Annotated in this window: 24 protein-coding genes; 13 read left to right on the forward strand and 11 right to left on the reverse strand. The window is 68.9% G+C overall.

Annotated features, from left to right (window positions below):
• Positions 1-6: 6 nt before the first annotated feature.
• The 3 genes from ACYQ5L_RS36115 to ACYQ5L_RS36125 form a co-directional block, all read right to left on the reverse strand.
• Complete coding sequence (locus ACYQ5L_RS36115) at positions 7-582, reverse strand: type III secretion system chaperone family protein (RefSeq protein WP_459962697.1); 576 nt, start codon at positions 580-582, stop codon at positions 7-9.
• Entirely contained in the window at positions 579-1,970 is a 1,392-nt protein-coding gene (mshA, locus tag ACYQ5L_RS36120; RefSeq protein ID WP_459962698.1) for a D-inositol-3-phosphate glycosyltransferase, read from the reverse strand. The genes ACYQ5L_RS36115 and mshA overlap by 4 nt, the downstream gene beginning before the upstream one ends.
• 61 nt (positions 1,971-2,031) lie before the next feature.
• Positions 2,032-2,856 carry an alpha/beta fold hydrolase gene (locus ACYQ5L_RS36125; protein ID WP_459962699.1) on the reverse strand — a complete coding sequence of 275 codons (825 nt, stop codon included), beginning with the start codon at positions 2,854-2,856 and terminating at the stop codon, positions 2,032-2,034.
• 97 nt (positions 2,857-2,953) lie between these two features.
• Between ACYQ5L_RS36125 and ACYQ5L_RS36130 the strand changes: the two genes are divergently transcribed.
• Both ACYQ5L_RS36130 and ACYQ5L_RS36135 read left to right on the forward strand, forming a co-directional pair.
• Entirely contained in the window at positions 2,954-3,688 is a 735-nt protein-coding gene (locus ACYQ5L_RS36130) for an SDR family NAD(P)-dependent oxidoreductase (protein WP_459962700.1), read from the forward strand.
• A gap of 17 nt (positions 3,689-3,705) precedes the next feature.
• The gene (locus tag ACYQ5L_RS36135; RefSeq protein ID WP_459962701.1) at positions 3,706-4,611 is read left to right on the forward strand and encodes an EamA family transporter; all 906 of its coding nucleotides are present in this window, start codon (positions 3,706-3,708) and stop codon (positions 4,609-4,611) included.
• A gap of 21 nt (positions 4,612-4,632) precedes the next feature.
• On the opposite strand, the gene ACYQ5L_RS36140 is transcribed toward ACYQ5L_RS36135, so the two are convergent.
• On the reverse strand, positions 4,633-5,211 hold the full coding sequence (locus ACYQ5L_RS36140) for a TetR/AcrR family transcriptional regulator (protein WP_459962702.1): 579 nt from the start codon (positions 5,209-5,211) through the stop codon (positions 4,633-4,635).
• 73 nt (positions 5,212-5,284) lie between these two features.
• Between ACYQ5L_RS36140 and ACYQ5L_RS36145 the strand changes: the two genes are divergently transcribed.
• Positions 5,285-5,854, forward strand: coding sequence for a dihydrofolate reductase family protein (locus tag ACYQ5L_RS36145; RefSeq protein ID WP_459962704.1), 570 nt, complete (start codon positions 5,285-5,287; stop codon positions 5,852-5,854).
• On the opposite strand, the gene ACYQ5L_RS36150 is transcribed toward ACYQ5L_RS36145, so the two are convergent.
• A complete protein-coding gene (locus ACYQ5L_RS36150) occupies positions 5,855-7,090 on the reverse strand; it encodes a cytochrome P450 (RefSeq protein ID WP_459962705.1) in 1,236 nt (411 codons plus the stop codon).
• A 143-nt stretch (positions 7,091-7,233) separates the two neighbouring features.
• Between ACYQ5L_RS36150 and ACYQ5L_RS36155 the strand changes: the two genes are divergently transcribed.
• The 4 genes from ACYQ5L_RS36155 to ACYQ5L_RS36170 are packed head-to-tail and all read left to right on the forward strand — an operon-like array spanning position 7,234 to position 11,510.
• Positions 7,234-8,283 (forward strand): 3-oxoacyl-ACP synthase III family protein, encoded by a 1,050-nt coding sequence (locus ACYQ5L_RS36155; protein WP_459962706.1) that lies wholly within the window; start codon positions 7,234-7,236, stop codon positions 8,281-8,283.
• Between the two features lie 14 nt (positions 8,284-8,297).
• Positions 8,298-9,194, forward strand: coding sequence for a hypothetical protein (locus ACYQ5L_RS36160; RefSeq protein ID WP_459962707.1), 897 nt, complete (start codon positions 8,298-8,300; stop codon positions 9,192-9,194).
• A 16-nt stretch (positions 9,195-9,210) separates the two neighbouring features.
• The gene (locus tag ACYQ5L_RS36165; protein ID WP_459962708.1) at positions 9,211-9,963 is read left to right on the forward strand and encodes a glycosyltransferase family 2 protein; all 753 of its coding nucleotides are present in this window, start codon (positions 9,211-9,213) and stop codon (positions 9,961-9,963) included.
• Complete coding sequence (locus tag ACYQ5L_RS36170; protein WP_459962709.1) at positions 9,960-11,510, forward strand: class I adenylate-forming enzyme family protein; 1,551 nt, start codon at positions 9,960-9,962, stop codon at positions 11,508-11,510. Before ACYQ5L_RS36165 ends, ACYQ5L_RS36170 begins: the two co-directional genes overlap by 4 nt.
• Here the strand turns inward: ACYQ5L_RS36170 and ACYQ5L_RS36175 are convergent.
• Both ACYQ5L_RS36175 and ACYQ5L_RS36180 read right to left on the reverse strand, forming a co-directional pair.
• On the reverse strand, positions 11,497-12,849 hold the full coding sequence (locus ACYQ5L_RS36175; protein WP_459962710.1) for a phthiocerol/phthiodiolone dimycocerosyl transferase family protein: 1,353 nt from the start codon (positions 12,847-12,849) through the stop codon (positions 11,497-11,499). The two genes, ACYQ5L_RS36170 and ACYQ5L_RS36175, sit on opposite strands and share 14 nt — an antisense overlap.
• 143 nt (positions 12,850-12,992) lie before the next feature.
• Positions 12,993-13,385 carry a hypothetical protein gene (locus tag ACYQ5L_RS36180; RefSeq protein ID WP_459962711.1) on the reverse strand — a complete coding sequence of 131 codons (393 nt, stop codon included), beginning with the start codon at positions 13,383-13,385 and terminating at the stop codon, positions 12,993-12,995.
• A 180-nt stretch (positions 13,386-13,565) separates the two neighbouring features.
• Between ACYQ5L_RS36180 and ACYQ5L_RS36185 the strand changes: the two genes are divergently transcribed.
• Genes ACYQ5L_RS36185 through ACYQ5L_RS36195 form a run of 3 tightly spaced genes read left to right on the forward strand, consistent with a single transcriptional unit; the run spans position 13,566 to position 15,242 of the window.
• Positions 13,566-13,892 (forward strand): hypothetical protein, encoded by a 327-nt coding sequence (locus ACYQ5L_RS36185; RefSeq protein WP_379200993.1) that lies wholly within the window; start codon positions 13,566-13,568, stop codon positions 13,890-13,892.
• Complete coding sequence (locus ACYQ5L_RS36190) at positions 13,873-14,412, forward strand: DUF6879 family protein (protein ID WP_459962712.1); 540 nt, start codon at positions 13,873-13,875, stop codon at positions 14,410-14,412. Before ACYQ5L_RS36185 ends, ACYQ5L_RS36190 begins: the two co-directional genes overlap by 20 nt.
• Entirely contained in the window at positions 14,409-15,242 is an 834-nt protein-coding gene (locus ACYQ5L_RS36195) for a DUF5753 domain-containing protein (protein ID WP_459962713.1), read from the forward strand. The genes ACYQ5L_RS36190 and ACYQ5L_RS36195 overlap by 4 nt, the downstream gene beginning before the upstream one ends.
• 3 nt (positions 15,243-15,245) lie before the next feature.
• On the opposite strand, the gene ACYQ5L_RS36200 is transcribed toward ACYQ5L_RS36195, so the two are convergent.
• Both ACYQ5L_RS36200 and ACYQ5L_RS36205 read right to left on the reverse strand, forming a co-directional pair.
• The gene (locus tag ACYQ5L_RS36200) at positions 15,246-16,487 is read right to left on the reverse strand and encodes a L,D-transpeptidase (RefSeq protein ID WP_459962714.1); all 1,242 of its coding nucleotides are present in this window, start codon (positions 16,485-16,487) and stop codon (positions 15,246-15,248) included.
• A gap of 63 nt (positions 16,488-16,550) precedes the next feature.
• Positions 16,551-17,642, reverse strand: a complete 1,092-nt coding sequence (locus tag ACYQ5L_RS36205; protein ID WP_459963646.1) for a UDP-N-acetylmuramate dehydrogenase — start codon at positions 17,640-17,642, stop codon at positions 16,551-16,553.
• 44 nt (positions 17,643-17,686) lie between these two features.
• On the opposite strand from ACYQ5L_RS36205, the gene ACYQ5L_RS36210 reads away from it, so the two are divergent.
• The 3 genes from ACYQ5L_RS36210 to ACYQ5L_RS36220 are packed head-to-tail and all read left to right on the forward strand — an operon-like array spanning position 17,687 to position 19,492.
• Positions 17,687-18,172: a DUF2505 domain-containing protein gene (locus ACYQ5L_RS36210; RefSeq protein WP_459962716.1), complete on the forward strand. Its 486-nt coding sequence runs from the start codon at positions 17,687-17,689 to the stop codon at positions 18,170-18,172.
• Positions 18,173-18,203: 31 nt separating this feature from the next.
• On the forward strand, positions 18,204-18,719 hold the full coding sequence (locus tag ACYQ5L_RS36215; RefSeq protein WP_459962717.1) for a DUF2505 domain-containing protein: 516 nt from the start codon (positions 18,204-18,206) through the stop codon (positions 18,717-18,719).
• Positions 18,689-19,492: a class I SAM-dependent methyltransferase gene (locus ACYQ5L_RS36220; protein WP_459962719.1), complete on the forward strand. Its 804-nt coding sequence runs from the start codon at positions 18,689-18,691 to the stop codon at positions 19,490-19,492. Before ACYQ5L_RS36215 ends, ACYQ5L_RS36220 begins: the two co-directional genes overlap by 31 nt.
• Here ACYQ5L_RS36220 and ACYQ5L_RS36225 read toward each other — a convergent pair.
• On the reverse strand, positions 19,426-20,973 hold the full coding sequence (locus tag ACYQ5L_RS36225) for a hypothetical protein (RefSeq protein ID WP_459962720.1): 1,548 nt from the start codon (positions 20,971-20,973) through the stop codon (positions 19,426-19,428). The two genes, ACYQ5L_RS36220 and ACYQ5L_RS36225, sit on opposite strands and share 67 nt — an antisense overlap.
• A 104-nt stretch (positions 20,974-21,077) precedes the next feature.
• On the reverse strand, positions 21,078-21,680 hold the full coding sequence (locus ACYQ5L_RS36230) for a type IV toxin-antitoxin system AbiEi family antitoxin domain-containing protein (protein WP_379200980.1): 603 nt from the start codon (positions 21,678-21,680) through the stop codon (positions 21,078-21,080).
• Between the last annotated feature and the right edge of the window lie 46 nt (positions 21,681-21,726).

Here is a 21,726-nt window from a genome sequence, read left to right on the forward strand (position 1 = left end):
GTCAGCCTACTGCCGGTCGGCCGCGTCCACCAGATGTTCGAAGGCGCGCAGATTCTTCAGGGATTCTCCGCGCGAGACCCGCCATTTCCATTCCCGCCGAATGGATTCGGCGAAGCCGAGTTCGAGCAGGGTATTGAAGTCGGCGTCCACGGCCTCCAGGATCGAGCCGAACCAGCGGTCGAGCTCATCGGCCGTGACGGCGTGATTGGACAGGCGGCCGACCAGGTAGATGTCGCCGACCCGGTCCAGGGTGTAGGCCACGCCGTAGAGGCGGCGATTGCGGCGCAGCAGGAATTTGTAGACGCCCTCGAAGTTCTCGTCGGGCTTGCGGCAGACGAAGGATTCCATCCGCACGCCGTGCTTGCCGACGGTCACGCCGATGACGGTCTTGAGCTTGCGCTCACCCGGCAGCACCACCACGAACAGATCGGGGGCGTCGCGGGTGAATTCGATCTCGCGATCCCGCAGGGTCTCCTCGATGAGCTGCGCGGTGGCGCGGGCGGTGTCGTCGTTGAGCTGCCCGGTGCTCTCGTGCGGGCGCGGCGCGACGGGCGCGGTCGGGTCCGAGTGCTCGTCGGTCATCGGCGTACGGCTCCCATCCGCCGCCGCCAGAGCGCCAGCGATCGCGCTTGATAGCTGTCCGAGTGCACGCTACCGCTGCGACCACGCACCCCCTTCGACTGGGACAGGGCAGCGGCATAGCTGTCCAGCAGCCCCTCGGCGGTATGCGCCCAGGAGAAGTTCGCGGCATGCTCCACCGCGGCCACGCCCATGCGCTCGAGCCGGGCCGGATCGTCGAAGAGCGACCGCAGCGCCGCCGCCCAATCGGGGGTGCGATGCCCGGGGACCAGCAGACCGGAGACCTTGTCCCGGACCGCCGTGCCCAGCCCGCCCACATCGGCGGCGAGCACCGGGGTGCCGCTGGCCTGCGCCTCGATGGCGACCAGGCCGAAGGATTCGTTGTAGCTGGGCACCGCCACCAGGTCCGCGGCCCGGTACACCTGCACCAGGCGGTGCGGGGGCTGCGGCGGCAGGAAGGTGACGCGATCGGAAATGCCCAGGGCCGCGGCCAATTCGATGAGCGCCTCCGGGCGCTTGAGGCCGCTGCCGGACGGGCCGCCGACAATGAGCACGCGCAGCGGCCGCTCGGGGCGGCGCGGTTGCACGGCCTCGTCGGCCAGCATCTGCGCGGCCGCGCGGACCAGCACGTCGGGGGCCTTGAGCGGCTGGATGCGGCCGATGAAGGCGACGATCCGCTCCTCGGCGGACAGGCCCAGCTCGGCGCGGGCCGCGGCCTTGTCGCCGGGGTGGTAGCGGGTGAGGTCCGCGCCGGGCAGCACCACGTCGATGCGGTCCGGGTCGGCGCCGTAGAGCTCGACCAGTTGCCGGGCTTCCTCGCCGGTGTTGGCGACCAGCCGGTCGGCCTCGGCCACGATCTGCTTCTCGCCGATCTCGCGGGCGGCGGGTTCCGGGCAGTCGCCCTCGGCCAGGTAGGCGTTCTTCACCGCGGCCAGGGTGTGCGCGGTGTGCACCATGGGCGTGCGCCAGCGGTCCCGGGCCAGCCAGCCCACCTGGCCGGACATCCAGTAGTGCGAGTGGATGAGGTCGTAGTGGCCGGGCAGATTGCGGGCCTCGGTGCGCAGCACCTCGGCCGCGAAGGGACACAGCTGCGTCGGCAGGTCGTTCTTGTCCAGGCCCTCGAACGGCCCGGCCACCACATTGCGCACCAGGACGCCGGGCGCGGCCTCGACGACGGGTTCGTCATTGGAGGAGGTGGCGCGGGTGAAGATCTCGACCTGGGTGCCGCGCTTGGCCAGCTCGATGGCCGTCTGCAGCACGTAGACGTTCATGCCGCCGGCATCGCCGGTGCCCGGCTGCGCCAGTGGGGAGGTGTGTACCGACAAGACGGCGATGCGGTCAGGCCGCAGGTCGGTACGTTGACTCACCACTCCAGTGTGCATGGCTGACATAACGTCACATACCCGCACTACCTTCCCAAGTGACCTGAGTCACAAGCCGTTTCGGGCGTGATCAGGACAGCGCGGCGGCGAAATCGGTGAGCTCGGCCACGAATCGGACCGGATCCTCGATGAACAGGCCGTGCAGGGAGTCCTCCCAGTAGGAGGTGCGGGCGTGCGGGGCCGTCTCGGCGATGTAGCGGCCGTTCTCCACGGGCACCACCGGGTCGGCGGTGCCGTGCATGACCAGCACCGGAATATCCAGTGCGCGAAGCGTTTCGGTGTTGTCGACGGTGCGATAGAACAGCGCCTTGCGCACCCGCGGGAGGGTGGAGACGCTGCCGCCGAACAGGCGCTGGGCATCGGGCCCCTTGTCCGGGCCCTTGCCGGTATTGGCATTGCCGAAGGCGGCGAAACCGCGCATGGCGCGCGCGGAGCTCTCCTCGAAGACGTCCGGGATGGCCTTGACCATGGCCGGGCCGGTGGCGGCGCCGGGGACATCGCGGCCGATGCTCGCCATGGAACCGGTGTAAACCACCCCTGCCACCGCGCCGGTGCCGTAGGTGGCGAGGTAGTCGGTGAGGACGATGCCGCCGTAGGACCAGCCGAGCAGGATGGCGCCGGCGGTGATGCTCTCGTTGGCGAGCACGGCGGCGATATCGGCGGCCCAGTTCTTCGGATCGTCGTAGCCGGTCTCCGGGGCGTCGGAGTAGCCGTGGCCGCGCAGGTCCACCGCGAGCACGCGGAAATGCTCGGCCAGCAGGTCGGCGGCCTGTCCCCAGTTGCGCAGATTCCCGGCCCAGCCGTGCAGCAGCACCAGCGGGCGTGCGTCCTCCGGCCCGGTCACCCGGTAAACGATGCTGGTTCCGTCCGCACTCACCGCTTCGCGTATCGCCATAGCGCAAGGTTAATCCGGGGTTCTCCGGGCTCTCGCGGGAAGAGGTAGCGGACAGGGGGACGCGCTTCGCCCGATATGCCGTGCTTAAGCTCAGGGCATGAGCACTCGTACCGCCGTTGTGACCGGAGCCAGTTCGGGGATCGGGGAGGCCACAGCCCGTGAGCTCGCCAAGCAGGGGTACCACGTGTACGTGGGCGCGCGGCGGGCCGACCGGCTGGAGGCGCTCGCCAAGGAGATCGGCGGGACCGCGCTGCCGCTGGACGTGACCGACGAGGAGTCGGTGCGCGCCTTCACCGCGGCCGTCGAGCGCTGTGATGTGCTGGTCAACAATGCCGGTGGCGCAAAGGGTCTGGCGCCGGTGGCCGAGGCCGATCTGGACGACTGGCGGTGGATGTGGGAGACGAATGTGCTCGGCACGCTGCGGGTCACCAAGGCGCTGCTGCCCAAGCTGATCGCCTCCGGGGACGGGCTGATCGTCACCATCACCTCGGTGGCCGCCTTCGTGGCCTACGACAACGGGTCCGGGTACACCACGGCCAAGCACGCCCAGGCGGTGCTGCACCGCACGCTGCGCGGTGAGCTGCTGGGGCAGCCGGTGCGGCTGACCGAGATCGCGCCGGGCGCGGTGGAGACCGAGTTCTCGCTGGTGCGCTTCGGCGGGGACGCCGAGCGAGCCGCGAATGTGTACAAGGGCATCGATCCGCTGTACGCCCAGGACATCGCCGAGATCGTCGGATTCGTGGCCTCGCGGCCGGCGCACGTCAATCTCGACACCATTGTGGTGAAGCCCCGGGATCAGGCCGATGCCGGCCGCTTCGCGCGGCGCGACTGATCCGTACGGAGTAGTGCATGGCACTCACGGAAAAGCCCGGCGGCCGTACCCATTCCGCGCTGGCGGCGGTGCCGCCGCCGGCGCTGGTGCTGTTCGGCATCGTCTCGGTGCAGGCCGGTGCGGGCATTGCCAAGCACCTGTTCGATCAGCTGCCGCCGAATGCGGTGGTCATGCTGCGGCTGCTCACCTCGGCGCTGGTGCTGGGGTTCCTGGCGCGCAAGGCATTACGCACGGTGTGGCGGGACCACTCGATGCGCGAGCTGGCGCTGGTGACCGGGTTCGGACTATCGCTGGCCTTGATGAATTTCTCCATCTACCAGTCGTTTTCGCGGATCCCGCTGGGCGTGGCGGTGACGATCGAGTTCCTGGGCCCGTTGACGGTGGCGGTGCTCGCCTCGCGGCGGGCGCGCGATCTGATCTGGGTGGCGCTGGCCGCGGCGGGCGTGGTGCTGCTGGCCGAGGGCGGCGGTGAGCTGAATACCGCCGGTATCGCGTTCGCGCTGCTGGCCGGTGCGGGCTGGGGCGCGTACATCCTGCTCAGTTCGGCCACCGGGCAACGCTTTCCGGGTCAGACCGGGTTGGCGCTGGCCAGCATTGTGGGCACCGTCGTCATGCTGCCGGCCGGCGTCACCGCGGGCGGTGCGGCGCTGCTGGATCCGAAGCTGCTGCTGCTCGGCCTGGCCGTCGGCCTGCTCTCCTCGCTGATCCCGTACTCGCTGGAGCTGGAAGCCTTGCGGCGCATGCCCGCTCGGGTATTCGGGATTCTGATGAGCCTGGAACCGGCGGTGGCGGCCCTGGTCGGGCTGATCGTGCTGCGCGAGATGCTGTCCGGATATCAGTGGCTCGCCATCGGCTGCGTCATCGTGGCGTGCGTGGGGGCCACCCGGGATCAGCAGAATCCGCCCGAGGCGCCCGAGGGCTGATCCGGTTCCCGCCCACCGGCTTCAGCCCTTGCCCACGGCGCGATCGACGGCGATGTCGACCAGTTTGCGGCTCTGCTCCTCGCTGAAAATGCCCGGCAGCGTGAGGCGATCGAGAATGAGCCAGTTCAATGCCAGGTACAGCAGTATTACCGTCTCCTCGTCGCCGGGCATGCCGTTGTCGAGGTGATTGCGGATATTGAAGTCGAGATCGGCGCGCACCCGCTGGGTGAGCAGGGTCTGCAGCTCCGGGCGGCGGGTGGCCTCCAGCCGCAGTTCCAGCTGGGCCAGGTAGCCGGTGCGGAAGGTGGCGACCCGGTCGACCACCTCGGTCATGAGTTCGGCGATCCGCTCGCGGCTGCGCTCGCCGACGGCGACCTGGGCCATGGTCTCTTCGCTGGGGATCAGGCGCTCGTAGTAGCGATTGCCCACCTGCACCATGAGGTCGTCGCGATTGGCGAAATAGTTCGAGGCCGTGCCCGCGGGGACGGCGGCCTCCTTGTCCACCGCGCGGAAGGTGAGGCCGCGCGCGCCGTCGCGGGCCAGGACCTCGATCGCGCCGTCGAGTAGGGCGTTCCGGCGTTCGGGATTCGTGCGAACCACTTGACACCACTCCGTTCGTAGTACTATGTTGAGACCACTTCAAACAGAGTACAACAAAGAAGGCGGCTCACCAATGCGAAAGCTCAGCTACTTCGTCGGAATGTCGCTCGACGGCTACATCGCCGGTCCGGGCCACAACATCGACTTCATGCCCCTGAGCGAGGAATTCGTGGCCTGGCTCGGCAGCGAATACCCGGAGACGCTGCCGACCGCGGCGCGCCCGCACTTCGGCATTCCCGCGGACGCGCCGAACCGGCACTACGACACCATCGTCATGGGCCGCGGCACCTACGAGCCCGGCCTGCTGGCCGGACTGGCCAACCCGTACGAGCATCTGACGACCTACATCGTGTCGAGCACGCTGGGCGAGGTCCCCGAGCCGGTCCGGCTGGTCGAGAGCGATCCGGTCGCGCTCGTGCAGCGGCTCAAGAAGGAGGACGGTCTCGATATCTGGCTGGGCGGCGGCAAGCTCGGCGCGCAGCTCATCGACGAGATCGACGAGCTGGTCATCAAGAGCTATCCGGTCATCGCCGGCGCCGGCACGCAGGCGCTGGCCGGGAACTTCCGCCCGACCGATTTCCGGCTCCAGCGGCGGCGGGAGTTCGAGAACGGCACCCAGGTCAGCTGGTTCACCCGCGCCTGATCAGCGCAGGCGAATCCGGAGGGTTTCGTAGGTCGGGATGAAAACCTTGCGGCGGTAACGACGTTCGACGATCTCCCAGGGGCGGCCATTGGCGGTCAGCGCCTCCAGCAGGGATTCCAGCTCGGAGTGCACGAGCTGCGCGCCCAGACAGAGGTGCCGGCCACCGCCGAACCAGAGCTGGCGGGTCTCGGGGACGTAGTCGCGGTGCACCCGGAAGTCGCCGACCGCATTGTTGATCGACCAGGTGAGGATCTTGACGTGCTCACCGGCGCGCAACCGGCGGCCCGCGACCTCGACGTCCGCGGTGACGGACCGGCCGACCAGGTAGGCCGGGCTGGTGACGCGCAGGGTCTCGCGCACCGCGTCGGGGGTGCGCTCGGGGGCGGCCAGCAGGGTGTGCTGCTCACCGCTGTCGTGCAGGATGGCGACCATCCGGGTCATGGCGCTGGCCAGCGTGTCGGTCCCGGCGACCGCCATGAGAATGGCCAGGCCCGAGGCGTGTTCGAGGCGCAGGCCGAGTTCGCGGCAGCGGCCCAGCGTGGTGTCGCCGTCGGCGCGGGCGTAGGCGGCGGGGACCGAACTGGCGAGCTTGGTCGCGAGGGTGCGGGCGCGGTCGACCGCCACCGGATCGAGAGTGGTGGAGGCCATGGTGCCGATGCCGAGATTCACCAGTTCCTCGACGTGGTCGAACAGGATGCGGAACGGCTCGTCCGGATCATCGGGTGCGCCCGGACGGTGACCGGTCACCAGGCGGCCGTCGGCGAAGAGGGCGGAGATATCGGCGGGTTCCATGCCGACCAGATCGGAAACGCTGCGGCCCACCAGGACTCGCGCCCGCTCGGCGATGTCCACGGTGCGCCCGGCGGACAGATCGGCGGCGATCTGCCGCAGCGCGGGCCCGATGACCCGCTGCACCAGGGCGTCGGTGTGCTTGGCGATGAACAGGTCTCGCACCTGATTGCGCAGTTCGGTGTGCCCCGGACCTTCGAACAGGTTCTCCACCCAGTCGCCGATGACCTGCGCCCACCAGTGCCCGGCGGCGCCCTCGGACACAATGCTGAAGTGCGCGCTGTCGTTGTAGATCTGCCGGGCCACCAGCGGGTCGACAACGAACCAGCCGAGTTTGGGCACCTTGCGGAGGGGTCTGGCGGCCCGGCCGGCCAGCAGCAGGGCCGGCAGCCAGGGCTGTCCGGCGGCGAGCAGGGCGAGTTCGTGGCGGACGGCGGCTTTCGGCATGGGTGCTCCGTACTGCGTTATGCGAATCGGCATCGCACGGCGGTGTTGTTCACTTCACACGATCTGAACTAGAGATTTTTCAATAAGGAAATCTGCACGCTGCTAGCGTCGCCCGCAACTCAGTTCGGTTTGGAAGTGAACACATGGCGAGAACTCGTATCGAGGCGATCGGGTCATATCTGCCCACCGCGGAGGTGTCGACCGCGGAGTTGCTGGCGCAACTGGCCGTCGAATCGCCCATCGACCTGGAAAAAGTCAGCGGGGTCCGGGCGCGGCGGCGCTGCGGCACCGATAGCGAAGGCCGGGCGGAGGATTCATTCACCGTCGCTCTGGCGGCCGCGCGCGGTGCATTGGCCAATTCCGGCTACCGCGCCGCCGATCTCGACATCGTCATCTCCTGCTCGATTACCCGCATTCGCGGAGACGAGTTCTGCGTGGAACCGTCCTTCGCGCTCATGCTGCGCAATGAACTGGGTGCGGCGGGCGCCGTCCACTTCGACGTGTCCAATGCCTGCGCGGGCATGCTGACCGGAGTTCTGGTGCTGGACCGCATGATTCGTGCGGGTATGGTGCGGCGCGGGCTGGTGGTGTCCGGGGAGTACATCACGCCCATCTCCGATACCGCGGTGCGCGAGATGTCGGAGAAATACGATCCGCAATTCGCCTCGCTGACCGTGGGCGACGGGGCGGCGGCGGTGATCCTCGACGATCGGGGCGGCGCGGACGAGGGCATCGACTACATCGAGCTGAATACCAGCGCCGCCTTCGCGCAGCTGTGCCTGGGCATGCCCTCGGATCGCACGCCGGGAATCGCGCTCTACACCGACAATCGGGCCATGCACAATGAGTCGCGGTATCTGCTGTGGACGACGCGGCAACGCGATTTCCTCACCGCGCGCGGCACCGATTTCGCCTCGGAGAACTACGATTACGTGATTCATCATCAATTCAGCGGTCCCGCCGTGGAATTGATCAACAAGATCGCCGAACGCGAATTCGACGCGCCCGTTCCGCCCGGTCCGGCCGTGCTGGACCGCTACGGCAACACCGCGTCCACCTCGCATTTCGTGGTTTTGCACGACGCGTTGAAACAGGACCGGATAGCGTCCGGTGCGAAAGTACTGATGGTGCCCGCCGCCTCCGGTGTCGTAGCCGGGTTCCTATCGGTGACTCTCGGCGAACTACGGGTGTGATGAAGATGGCTATCGTGATGTCCTCCGTTGCCGTGGAAATGGGCGGCGGCAGCTCCATCGAACAGGCCGCGGCGGCCGCCCGCCGCGCGATCTCGGAGGCGGGCAGCACTCCGGAACGGATCGACGCCCTGATCAATACCGGCGTGTACCGCGACTCGAACATGGTGGAACCGGCCATGTCCGCGCTCATCCAGCAGCAGGCCGGAATCGGGCTGGAGTACCGGAGCGGGGATGTGCCCTGTCTGTCGTTCGACCTCATGAACGGCGCGTGCGGGGTGCTCAATGCCATTCAGGTGAGCCAGGCGCTGCTGGCGGCGCCGACCGTGGAACGGGTGGTCATCGTGTCGGGGGACGCCCACCCGTCGAAATCGCCGGAACCGCAGCCCGGGTTCCCGATCAAACCGGTCGGCGCCGCGCTCATGCTCGAAAAGGGTGACGGGTCAGCTGGTTTCGGCGCGCTGCACATCAGCTCCGGCGACGGCTTCCCGGCTGCGGCCGGATTCGTGCGGCTCTCCGAGATGGGCTCGGAGGGACGGTCCACCATTACCGTCGACCGGTCGGCGCACAGCACCGCGGAGCTGCTGCACCATGCGGTGTCGGCGGCCGGTGAAGCGCTCGAGGTGGCCGATTCCGCCATGGAGCGGACCGTGCTGCTGTGCAATCGGCCCACGCCCGAGTTCCCGGCGCTGCTGGCCGGCCGTCTCGGACTGCCCGAGGACGCCGTGTGCACCGATGCCATCGAAGGCTGGGCCGATCACCACACCGGCGACGCCCACACCTCCGCCCTGCCCACCGCCTATGTGGCGGCCCGCGACGCGGGACGGTTGGATGGAGCCGACGTGGCGCTGTTCGTGGCGGCCGGCGCGGGACCCGCCGCGGCGGCCATCGCCTACCGGCTGCCGAAAGTTTGATCCGGGAGGACCATCGGTGAGCAGACTCTGGGTGATCGTGCCCGCCTACAACGAGGAATACGGCATCACCGCCACCCTGGACGCGCTCGCCGCCCAGCAGGATCGGGACTTCACGCTGGTCGTGGTGGACAACAACTCCACCGATCGGACGGTGGACGTCGTCGAGGCGTTCGCCGCCGTGCATCCGGAAATGACCATCGAGATCGTGCACGAGGAGCAGAAGGGCACCGGCGCGGCCTCGGATACCGGGATGCGGCATGCCATCGCGGCCGGGGCGCGGCGGCTGGCGCGCACCGACGCCGACTGCCTGCCCGCACCCGACTGGACGGCGCGCATCCACGCGGCCTTCGACTCCGGGCTGCGATTGATCAGCGGGCAGCTGATTCCGCGCACGGACGAGGGCGTGCGCCGGCGGGATCGGACGATCATCCGCGTGGTGCTCGAGGTGGCGTCCACCTTCGGCAAGTTCCGGCCCGGCAATCAGGACCCGCGCTATCTCGGGCCCTATGTCATGACGCCCGGCTGCAATATGGCCATCACGGCAGAACTGTACGAAGCCGCAGGCGGATTCCCGCGCACGGCCATCGAGGATCTGCACGAGGACCGGGCTCTGGTGAACGCCGTGCGCATGCTCACCACCGATTACGGCCTGCGCCGGGACGTCCGGGTGCTGGCCTCCAACCGCCGGGTCCGCGCGTGGGGCGTGCGCCGCACGCTGGAGTGGTACGCCGATCACCGCTACAAGCCGGAGTTGGTGGATATCCGGTGACCGCGCCGGGTCCCGCCGCCCACACGGACTTCGTCGCGCTGTTGCGGGAACAGGCGCGACGGCATCCGGACGCCCCCGCGCTCGGCATGATCGGCGCACCGCCGCTCACCTTCGCCGAACTCGAGGCCAGGATCGCGACCACCGCGAAACGGCTGCACGACAATGGTTTCCGGCCCGGGGATCGGATGCTGTTCTCGATTCGGCCGTGCGCCGACGCGGTGGTGCTGGTCTTCGGGACCATCGCCGCGGGCGGCACCATCGTCTTCGTGGATCCGGGCGTGGGGCCGGAATTGTTCGTGCGCCGCATTGATCTCGTCCAACCGGCTTGGGCAGCAACGGAATCGCTGCTCTATCTGCTCAGCGGGCCGGCGAACCGGCTCGGCCGCGCACTGGGGCTGTCGCTGCCGGCGTTCGGGCGCCTGCCGGTCCGGCACATTCACAGCGGGCCGCGCCTGCCGGGCACGCCGTCCGCGTCGATTCCGCTGCGCACGCTGCTCGGCTCCGCGGCCGGCGCGGCCGGGGCGGCGGTCGCCAATCCGGAGGCCGAGGCGCTGATCGTCTTCACCTCCGGGACCACCGCCGCGCCGAAAGCCGTTGTGCACACCCGTGGTTCGCTCGGCGCGGGCCTGGCGGCCATGGCGGGGCGCAGCACGCTCGGTCCGGGCGCGCATCTGCACACCGAGCAGTTGATGATGGGCCTGCCCGCGCTCATGGCCGGTGCGCGCTGGTCCATGCCGCGGTACCCGCGTTTCGGGACCCACATCGACCCGATCGGCTTCGCGCGCACCCTGGACGGCGCGACGCATGCGTTCTTCACGCCCGCGGATCTGGCGGTGGTGCTCAACGCCATCGAATCCGGCCGGCTGACCGCGCCCGCCGCGCTGCGCGAAGTCTCGCTCGGCGGGGCGCCGGTGACCACGGCGCTCCTGCGCCGCGCGCGTGCGGCCCTGCCGGACTGTGAATTCCTCGCCATCTACGGCATGACCGAGATCCTGCCGGTGGCAATCACTTCCGGAACAGCCAAGCTGGCCTTCGAGGGTGCGGGCGATCCACTCGGGGCGCCTGTCACCGGTGTCGATGCCCGCATCGCCGACGACGGCGAGCTGATCCTGTCCGGCCCGAACCTGTGCCGCGGCTATCTCGGCGAACCGGCGCTGACGGAGATCCACACCGGCGATCTGGCGCGCGTCGACGGGGACACCGTGATTCTCATGGGCCGCAAGAAGGACATGATGATCCGCGGCAAGACCAATATCTATCCCGGACTGTACGAACCGGCCATCACGGCGGTCGAGGGCGTGCGCCAGGCCATCATGGTCGGGATTCCTGACGAGATCGGCGATGAGCGCATCGTCCTGGCCGTGGTCGCCGATCCCGGCGCGGCCGATGTCGCGGACCGGCTGCGCCGCGAATTGCCCTTGCTCATCGATACTTCCGCGCTGCCCGATGACATCGTGGTGGTCGCGGAGATTCCCGTGAGCGGCCGCACCCGCAAACCCGACCGCGCCGCCCTGCGCGCGCGGCTGGCCGCCGCTACCGCGCCCTGACCTGCTCCACCAGCGAATCCGGGCGCGCGGTCAGCTCATCGAGCACCCGGTCCGCGAAGGCCTCCGCCTCACGGCTGGTCAGCATGCCGTCCACGTAGCAGAATCCGAACTGCATCTCCCGGTGTGCGGTCACGATCGCGACGGTCAGCGCGCTCACACAGGAATTCGAGGCCGCCAGCAGTAGCCCGGACAGCTCCCACTCCCCCACCCGGTCCGGGAACTCGGCCCGGCCCAGATTGGTGACCGACACATTCCACGGTGCGCGCCGATCGATCAACTCGACTATGCGCCAACCGGATTGCACCGATCGCGGGGTACCGAACCGCATGCCCGCCACCGTCGCCAGATGCCGCCGCTGCCGCACGCCGCGCGCCACCTGGCGGTTCACCGATCGCGCCATATCCCACAGCGACATTCCCGGCCCGTAGCGCACAAACCCGGACAGCACCGGCGCGTAGATTCCCAGTTCGTCCCGATCCGGCTGCGGCACCAGCGCATCCCGGAAATCCACGGGGGACCCGATACCCACGACCCCCGCTGCCTCCGGTCCCGCCCGCTCGGCCACCGCCCGCGCCACCGCGGCCGCCAGTGCGCCGTGCACCGTCACGCCCGCGCGGCGGCAATCGGCGGTGAGGCCGGCCACGGCCTCCGCCTCCAGCACCCGGTGCACGATTCGGGTCCGCCGGTGCCCCAGGGGGACCGGTCGCGTACCGCGCAACCGCCGCGGCCGCAGGGCCAGGGCCGCCAGCTGGTCGTACAGCGTCGTGTACGCGTAGCGCCAGAACCCGCGCGCCCCAACCGGAATGAGCTCGTCCGACGGCGGGATCGGCAACCGTCCGGGCGAGACCGTGACGTTCTCCCGTCCCTCGACCGCATCGGGAGGATCAGCGAATTCGATCAGCTTGCGCAGCGCGGCCACGAGCGAGCGGCCGTCCACGATGATGTGCGAGATCGTGAGAATGATGTCGTGCTGTTCGGCGGGCGTATCCGGATGCCGGACCACATCCACCACCCGCGCCAGGCCCGCCCCGACCTCGAAGCCCTCGACCATCTCCGCGTCGAGTTCCCGCAGCCACGCCTCCGGGTCGGCGGAAACCACCCGGCGCACCGGTAGCCGCGGCTCGGCCAACCCACCGAAGCGCGGCCCGCCCACCGCCGCATCCCGCACGCCCACCCGCAGCAGCGGATATTCCGCCACCAGGGCGGCAGCGGCGCGTTCCAGCCGTTCCAGCGGCAGCCGTCCGTACAACCGCACCCGCCCACTGCAATTGGCGGGCGAGATCTGATCGACGATCCAGAACCATCGCTCCGAGGGACTCAGCGGTCGCGCGAAAGTCATTGCCGCCGTTGCCACTCTCGCAACCACTGCCCGACCTCTCCGCTGCGCTCCCCTGCGCGAAACGATAGTGGGCACACGTCCGGATCGCGACCCGGATCAGCAGACCGCCGCAGCGCTCGGAGACGCCGCCCGATGGCGCATCGTCAATCACCGCGCACGGTAAACACGTCGAACTGCCGCTCCAACGATTCGGGAATCCGCCCACCGTCGAAATGCTCGGGCCCCGCCACGACAACGGCCTCGGCATCCAGCCGCTTGGCCTGAGCCTTCAACCGGGCCAGCGGCGCCCGACCGCTACCGGGGTCGTAAACCACCACACCGGCGAAGTCGTACCCGAGCCGTTCGGCGAGCTCACGAATCCGCGACTCGTCCCAGAGCTGCGCGATCCCGGACACATCCGTCCGCAGATACCCCAATGCCGTTGGCCTGTACCGCATCCGCACCCCTTCATCCGAGTCCTCATCGGCTTCGTCTTCGTAGACGCGGGTCTCCAGGACGCCGCCGGGAAACGCCACAAGTTGTGTACGCCAAACCATCTCGACTCCAGCCAGATCCGTGGTCTGTTGCGTCGACGCTAAGTTCCCGTACGACAGCGACTCCAGAAGTTTGCACGACTTTGATTGATTTTCTTCATGCGGTCGTGGCTCCGAGCAGGGCGGAGGATCATTGAACGCAGCATGGAAAGTCCGTGCACAGCACACGACGGGGGTCGAATCATGTGCTTGAAATTCCTCGGCAAGGGCGGATCAGACGTCACCGGATGCCCCAGCCTCTATGCCACCGGCAATGGCTATCTCGCACAAGGCTGGAAGACCGACCGGCCTGAAACCATTGAAATTCCCCATCTACTGCTCGGGTTCCTGGAGCCGGACACCTACATCGGGACCACACTGACCGACACGGGCCGTGGGACGTTCACGCTGACCGGCAGGCCGATCACCGACCCTGAAACACTGAGCCAGTTGGATCTGGCCGATGACGAGACGGCCATTGCCGTGCCGATGACGCGGAGGACGGTTTACGGTGCAGTACTTGCAGAATGACCCGGCGGTATGGGCGGAGCTCTTTCGCGGATGCAAGGAGCAGGCGTTTCATTTCGAGGTCAGAGATGTCTACGGTGTTCCACAGGAGTCCGAACCGCTGCGCCGGTTCTTGAGCGGTGAGCCCCCGCTGGTGGACGACTACAAGAGCGATTGGCTCGAGCTGGTGCGGGAAACGACCGGGCGCGGTATCGCAATGGGCCGCATACGGGTGGTCACGGTCCCGCACAGCGACTATCAGCGGTGGCTGTTGTCGGTGACCGACAGCAATGTCGCGGCCGGCGAGGATATCCGTTATGTTCCCAGACATCTGGCCGGGGAGGTGCCGCCGGATGACTGGTGGATGTTCGACAGCGAGCGGGTGGTGTTCAACCTGGCCGCCGAGAACGGTGCTTCGGCACCGGCAATGGCCGCCAGCACCGATCCACGGATAATCGAGTACTGCCAGGGTGTGCGGCAACGGCTCTGGGAGCTTGCCGTTCCCTATTCGGAGTACGTCGAGAGCGACTACGCACGGCAGTGACTTCGGGATTCGATGAGGCACAGGAAGCTCTCGGGGCGCGGCTCCGAGAGCTTCGCCGACGGGCAGGGCTCAGCGGCCGCAAGCTGGCAGCGCTGTCCGGGTGGCACGAATCCAAGGTCTCCAAGATCGAGTACGGGCGAATCAGGCCATCGGATGCGGACATTCGGGCCTATTGCGAACATTCCGCCGCGGCGGATCAGCTACCCGACCTGCTGGCGACGCTGCACACCATCGACACCGCCTATCTGGAGTGGCGGCGGATTCTCAGCACGGGACTGAAGCGCCGCCAGCAGAAGTCACTGAAGATCGAAGCGACCGCGACATTCCTGCGCGGCTACCAGACACAGGTCGTGCCCGGCCTGCTGCAGACAGCGGAGTACGCGACCGCGCTGCTGAAACGGTCCATCGAATTCCACCGGATCCCCGATGATCTGGACGAGAGCGTGTCGACCCGCATGGAACGACAGCGCATCCTCTACCAGCGCGATCATCGATTCCACTTCCTCCTCGCGGAACAGGCGCTCTATTCGACCGTGGGCTCCGACGATGTGATGGCCGGACAGCTCGATCGCCTGGCGTCGATGATCGGAATGCCCCGCGTGACACTCGGAGTCATCCCCGCGGTTGCCGAAGTACTCGTCGTGTCAACGAGTTTCGTCCTGTTCGACAACCGCATGGTCATGGTCGAGGGAACCGCGGCCGAGCTGACCATTACGCAGCCGCGCGAAGTCGCCCTCTACGGCCGCGCCTTCGATACGCTCGCGCGCCAAGCCGCGACCGGCAAGGCGGCGCGCGAGCTGATCATGAGTGCTCTCGGCACGCGGCGCTGAAGGTCAGTTGCCGGCCGGGGGCTGGGGAGCCAGCGGGGTGGCGCTGACGCCGGAGGAGTTGTCGTTGTCCAGGGCGGACATGGACTTCCAGGTGTTCCAGTCGATGGTCCAGTCGTAGATGTCGCCGTCGGCCGCGGAGAGGGGGATGCGGGTGCCGGTCACCTCGACGGGGTCGCCGTAGAGGGCGGTGGGGAAGTACTGCTGGGCGTCACCGGGGCTGAGGTTGATGCAGCCGTTGGTGACGTTGGTATTGCCCTGGGCGGAGAGGGATTCGGGGTTGGCGTGGATGAACTCGCCATTGTTGGAGATGCGCACGGCCCAGCGTTCGCGGACGTTCTCGTAGTAGGGCGGGTTGGACATCATGAAGTCCTCGTACTTCTCGGTGACCACGTGAATGCCGGAGCGGGTGACATTGCGGTCCTCGTTGCCCTCGCCGTAGGAGACGGGGAAGTCGAAGATGACCTGGCCGTCGCGGACCACCTGCATGCGGTGGCTGGGAGCGTCGCCCTTGACGATCTGGGCGCGGCCGATGCGGAAGTCGGAGGTGAGGTCGGCCGCGCCGTAGGAGCCGTCGCCCATCTTCTGGCCGTAGAGCTTCAGATCCACGTGCACGGTGGTGCCGGGCACCCAGTATTCGCGCGGCCGCCAGTGGGCGCGGGAGCCGCCGTTGTCGTCGGGCAGCCAGGCCCAGGAGCCCTCGGCGCCGGGGGTGGTGGTGACGGTCATGCGGCGTTCGACGGCGGCCTTGTCGTCGATGTGCTTGTTGAACTGCACGATGATCGGGGCCGCGATGCCGACCTCTTGGTTGTCGGCGATATTGATGGTCGCCGAGATCTGATTCTTCGGCGTCAGGGTGGTGAACGTGGAGTCGATGGCCACCGGCTTGTTGTCGGTGCCCACGGCGGTGCCGGACCAGGTGTAGGTCACGTTGTAGCCGAGCGGCTCGGTGATCGTGAACTTGGTGTGGTCGGCATTGAACTCGCCGGTGACCTGCTTGCCATTGGGATTGGTCAGCGCCACCTGATCGATGCGGCCGCCGCTCACCGAGACCGAGACGGGCGCGGTGGGGTCGACGTCCCGGGCGCCGTCGCCGGGTTCCAGGGCGACCTGCGCGGCGGGCTCGGCGGGCTCGGCGGGACCGCCGCCCTTATCGGAACTACAACCGGCCACGACCACGACCAGCGCCAGCAGCGCGGCCAGCACGGCGGTCACCCGGCGCACGGACACTCCTCCTCGATTGCTCACTTTCTCGACGATACCGCCGCAAACCGAGTCGGCCGGACGCGGAGAAGTGGTCCGAGACACGTTCTACAGGGCAACACCCACTGTGACAGGTTCCGGTTCGAGGCGGATCCGGAAACGTTCAGCTACTCCTTGGCGAACTGTGCGCGCGAGCGTCACCAGATCCTCGGCGGTGGCCGTCCCCCGATTGGTCAGGGCCAGCGTGTGTTTGGTGGACAGCCGCGCCGGCGCATCCTCGCCCGGGAAGCCCTTGGCGAATCCCGCGCGTTCGATGAGCCATCCCGCGGAGAACTTCACCCCGCCCGCGACGGGCCAGGTGGGCACGGCCACATCCGCCCCGACATGTGTGGCGATCGCCGCCCGCACCGCATCCACCTGGGTGTCCGGTACGACCGGATTGGTGAAGAAGGAACCCGCACTCCAGGTGTCGTGATCGGCCGGATCGAGCACCATCCCCTTGCCCGCGCGCAATCGCAGCACCTCCGCGCGCACCTGCGCGGCCGGCCGCGATTCGCCCTCCTCGGCCCCCAGCGCGGCCGCCAGCTCGCGATACCGCAGCGGCTCGCTCGCACCATCGGGGCGCAGCGCGAACTCCACCGCCAGCACCACCGCGTGATCGCTGTGCTTGAGCACCGAGGTGCGATATCCGAATCCCAGCTCCCCCGGCTCGACCCAGCGGATCGCGCCGCTGGCCCGATCCAGCAGCTGCACCCGGCGCAGCAGCGTCGCCACCTCCACGCCGTACGCGCCGACATTCTGCACCGGCGTGGCGCCCGCGGAACCCGGGATGCCCGAAAGGCATTCGAGCCCGCCGAAGCCGGCCTCGACGGTCGCGGCCACCACCGCATCCCAATTCGCGCCCGCCTCCGCGCGCACCGAGTCGCCGGAGATGGTCACGCCCGCGGTGGCGATCCGCACCGCGACGCCCGCGAAACCCGCATCGGCGATGAGCAGATTCGAGCCGCCCGCGATGAGCAGCACCGGAATCCCGGCCGCGTCCAGCTCCCGCACCGTCGCCACCAGCGCTTCAGTGCTCGCGCAATCGGCCACGATGGCCGGCCCGCCGACCCGCAGCGTGGTCAGCTCCGCCAGCGGGACGGCGGCGCGCAGCCGCGCACCGGTCGCCGCGAGCCGATCCGCCACGTCGTCGAAGGACACCACCCCAGTAGTACGCACAGCCACAGACGGTAGCCTGTCCGACCATGGCGACACCTCTGGCCTTCACTGCGCACTCGACCCATTCCACCGCCGCCGTGCGCGCGGCCCTCGCCAATGAGCAGTACTGGAAAGACCGCATCGAGGCGGTCGGCGGCCCGAATGCGCGCATCGACTCCATCCGGATCGACGGCGGCAATGTGCGAGTCGAGATGGTGCAGGCCATTCCGGCCGAGGAACTGCCCGCCCAGCTGACCGCGGTCCGCCCCGGCGATCTGATCATTCCGCGCACCGAGACCTGGACCGGCAGCGGCGGCAGCGTCGACGCCTATGTGGAGGGCGCGCCCGCCACGGTCAAGGGCACCCTCGACATGTCCGATGACGGCGCCGGCTCCAAGTTCGTCGTGGACGCCGCCATCGAGGTGAAGGTGCCGCTGTTCGGCAAGAAGATCGAGGCCGCCATCCAGGAGCACCTGCTGGAACTGCTGCAGCGCGAAGCCGAGTTCACCGACAATTGGCTGAGTTCGCACTGACGGAGTCTTTCCGGCAGTAGTCTGAGCGATCGTGCCTCGCCGACTCGACTACTCCGCACGCTATCCGCTGCACACCACCGAGGAGGTGTACGCAGCGCTCAGGAACCGCGACCACTGGGAGGCGCGGATGGATGAGCTGCGGAAGTACTCGCCCAATGATCTGGTGCGCCTGGAAGCCGACGATCACGGCATCACCATCGAGCTGCGCCACGTGCTGCCGCGCGAGAGCCTGCCGGATATGGCGCAGGCGATCATGGGCAAGGACATGGTGATCAGCCGCACCGAGACCTACGGACCGTTCGGACCCGAGGTGACCGGCACGTATACCGCCGAGATCCCGCGCGGTCCGGGCACTCTCGGCGGCAGCACGCACCTGTTCCCGACCGAGACCGGGTGCACTCTGCGCACCTCGTCGCGGGCCGAGGTGCTCATCCCGTTCCTGGGTCGCAAGCTCGAGCAGATGATGCTGGTGAACCTGATCGACCTGTTCCGCGCCGAGGCGAAGGTGACCCAGCAGTGGCTGGACGAGCGACACCCGGTCGGCTGAGCAAACCCCTCGGAACGATCACCCGCGGCACCACCGGCATCAATCGACTGCGCCGCGGGGACCGCTGGCTCGTACACGATCCGCTGATCGCCAAGAGATTGCTGACCCCCGTCGAGCCGCCGCTCGTCGTCGATCTGGGCTACGGAGCGAGCCCGGTGACCACCCTGGAGCTGGCGGCGCGACTGCGCACGCTGCGCCCCGACCTTCGCGTGACCGGACTCGAAATCGATCCCGAGCGCGTGGTCCCCGGCCGCGACGGCGTCGTCTTCGCCCGCGGCGGTTTCGAATTGGCGGGCCTGCGGCCGAACCTGGTGCGGGCCTTCAATGTGCTGCGGCAGTATCCGGAGGAGGCGGTCCCGGACGCCTGGGGCGCCATCCTGTCCGGTCTGGCGCCCGATGGGCTGCTCATGGACGGCACCTGCGACGAATTGGGCCGCCGCTGCGCCTGGATCATTCTGGATCGTGACGGGCCGCTCTCGCTCACCCTGGCCTGGGATCCGTTCACCGTCGACAAGCCCTCCGATATCGCCGAGCGCCTGCCGAAAGCCTTGATCCACCGCAATATTCCGGGCGAAGCCGTTCACGCGCTGCTCACCGCCGCCGACCGCGCGTGGACGCATGCCGCGCCGCTGGCGCCCTACGGCCCGCGCATCCGCTGGCGGCAGGCCGCGAACCTGCTGCGCGAGCAGGGCTTTCCGCTGCGCGTCTATCGACGCCCGACGCGCGACAATATCTTGACCGTGCCGTGGAAGGCGGTCGCGCCGCTCTCCTGAGCCAGATCGCGCAGCGCCTGCACCGATCCGGAGACCGCGGCGGGCGCGAGCAGTGAGCGCGGGGCGAAGGGCTGCCGCCACAGCCCGCCGTGCGCGGCGCCGCTGCTGAACAGGGCCTCCGGATTGCGGTCCGGCCCGCGGACCGGGTCCATCACATCGGCGACCAGCTTGGCCGCCAGCAGCGCCCGCGCCGTCCCCGGATCGAAGATCTCGATACCGAAGCGCGCGGCCGCCCGGTAGGCGGCCGTCCGCCAGACACTCTCGTCGGTACCGGTCGCCCAGGTGGGCGGGGCCACGGTATAGGACACGGCGTGCCCCGCCGAGCGCGCCAGCACCGCCCGCCAGCGCGGGAGGCGCTGCGCCAGGGCGTAATCCGGCCCCGCCAGATAGGGCAGATTGTCGAACAGGCTCCACTGCGCGCCCTCGGCATCGCGAACCGGATCGGTGTAATTGAGCCGGTACAGCGAGCTCGGCGCCAGGCGGTGCAGCAGATCCTGGGCGGCGCCGCGAATCCCGCGCCGCGCCAGCTGTTCTCGCGCGGCGGCGACCACCGACTCGGGGACCGCGTAGCAGTCGGTGGGCGAGCCCAGCCAGGCCAGCGCGGCATCCGGATGCCGGCGCAGCACCGACTCGGCCAGCACATCCGAGGCCGCGGCGATCCGCAGCCCGGCCGCGCCGGGCGAGCCCGCGTACAGGCCGAGCACCGGCCGCGCATCGGTGTGGGTGGCGATCCAGTGCGCCAGCGCCGGAAAGCTTCTGGCGATATCGGCGCCCGGTCCGGTGGCGGTCACCGGGAAACTCATGCGGCCCGCGCCGGCGCGGGCCAGGGCGCACAGCCGGTCCCAGCGCCCGCGGCCGGGCAGATCCAGCGCGAGCGCATCCGCGCCCCAGGTCAGCAGTGGTTGCAGCGGGCTCAATTCCGCGCCCGCGCCGACGACTACCACGCGGAAACCGGGTAGCCGCAACCATTCCGGATGATCGACCACCCGCCGGACCGCGGCGGCGAATCCGGGTTCGAGAACCCCGTGCCGCTCCCAGGCGTCGAGCCGATCGCGTAATGCGTCCTCGGCCAGCAGTTTTCCCTGCCACGGCAGCTCGAGCCGCTCGGCCGGTGCGGCGGTCCCGGCGACCTCGCGGGTTTCGAGGGGCGTCGCCGCGGCCGCGGCCTCCACATCGACCGCCTCCAGCGAGGTGACGGTGCGGCCGGTCGCGAAGCGCAGCATGGTGCGCATCGAATGCAGTCCGGCCCGGGCGACGCCGAGTGAGATCAGCGGTGCGCTCACCGCCAGCGCGGTCATCCCGCGGAAGCCGTATCGATGGTCGTGCCGCCAGTTCCGGCTGGTCTCCACCGATTGCGCCAGATCCGCGTCATAGGGCCGCACCGCGTCGGCGACCACCGCCGCGGAGAACATCTCCGCGATCTGATCGGGCGGGCCGGGCGGAAAAGCCAGATCCCACATGCCAGTGCCGACCGTCCCCATGCTCGATCACATTGCCACGTCAACAGCCCGCGCGAAACTCGAGACGAGTACGCGATACCCGCCACGCGGCGCCCGCGCCGGGCCGCGGCGATCCGGGGCGTAGCTCAGACACGGATCAGGGCGCGATGCAGGCGAGCGGCGGTCGGCGGCGGGAGAGCGCTACTGGCGGAACGTATCTCGGCGCGCGCACAGCGGTGGATGGCCACCGCGTCGGCCACCACCTCGTCCAGCGCGGACTGCCCGATCCCGGCCTCGGCCAGATCCAGGACCGTGCGCAGCGGCGTCGTCACCAGGAAGGCGCCCGCCGACTCCACATCCGTGCGGGCGAAGGCGCGGCGCAGCACCACCAGGCGCGGGGAGAGCGGGAACCGGCCGATGCGGGCGGACATGTGCACGAACCGCGGCCGCAACCGGCCCAGACCGTGCAGTTCGGCGGCGCTGTGATGGGAGACGGCGGCGGCCCCGTCGAACCAGGCCGACCACATGGCGTACTCGTCCAGCGGCCCCTCCGGCCAATCGCCCAGGCGCAGCAGGCCGACCCCGGCGCGCACCACCGACCCGTCCCGCAGGGCGTCGCGAATGCGGTTCTCACAGCCCGTGTGCAGCACCTGCCGCGTGGTGAAGTACCCGGCGTGCTGCCCGGCCAACTCCCGTAGTAGTCGCCAACTGTCTTCCGGATCCTGCTCCGCCGCGGGCTGCCCAGCCATGGGAACCAGGCTACGCCGACCGCTGTGTGTTATGTCACAATCCGGC

Source organism: Nocardia sp. IFM 10818, from assembly GCF_054655275.1.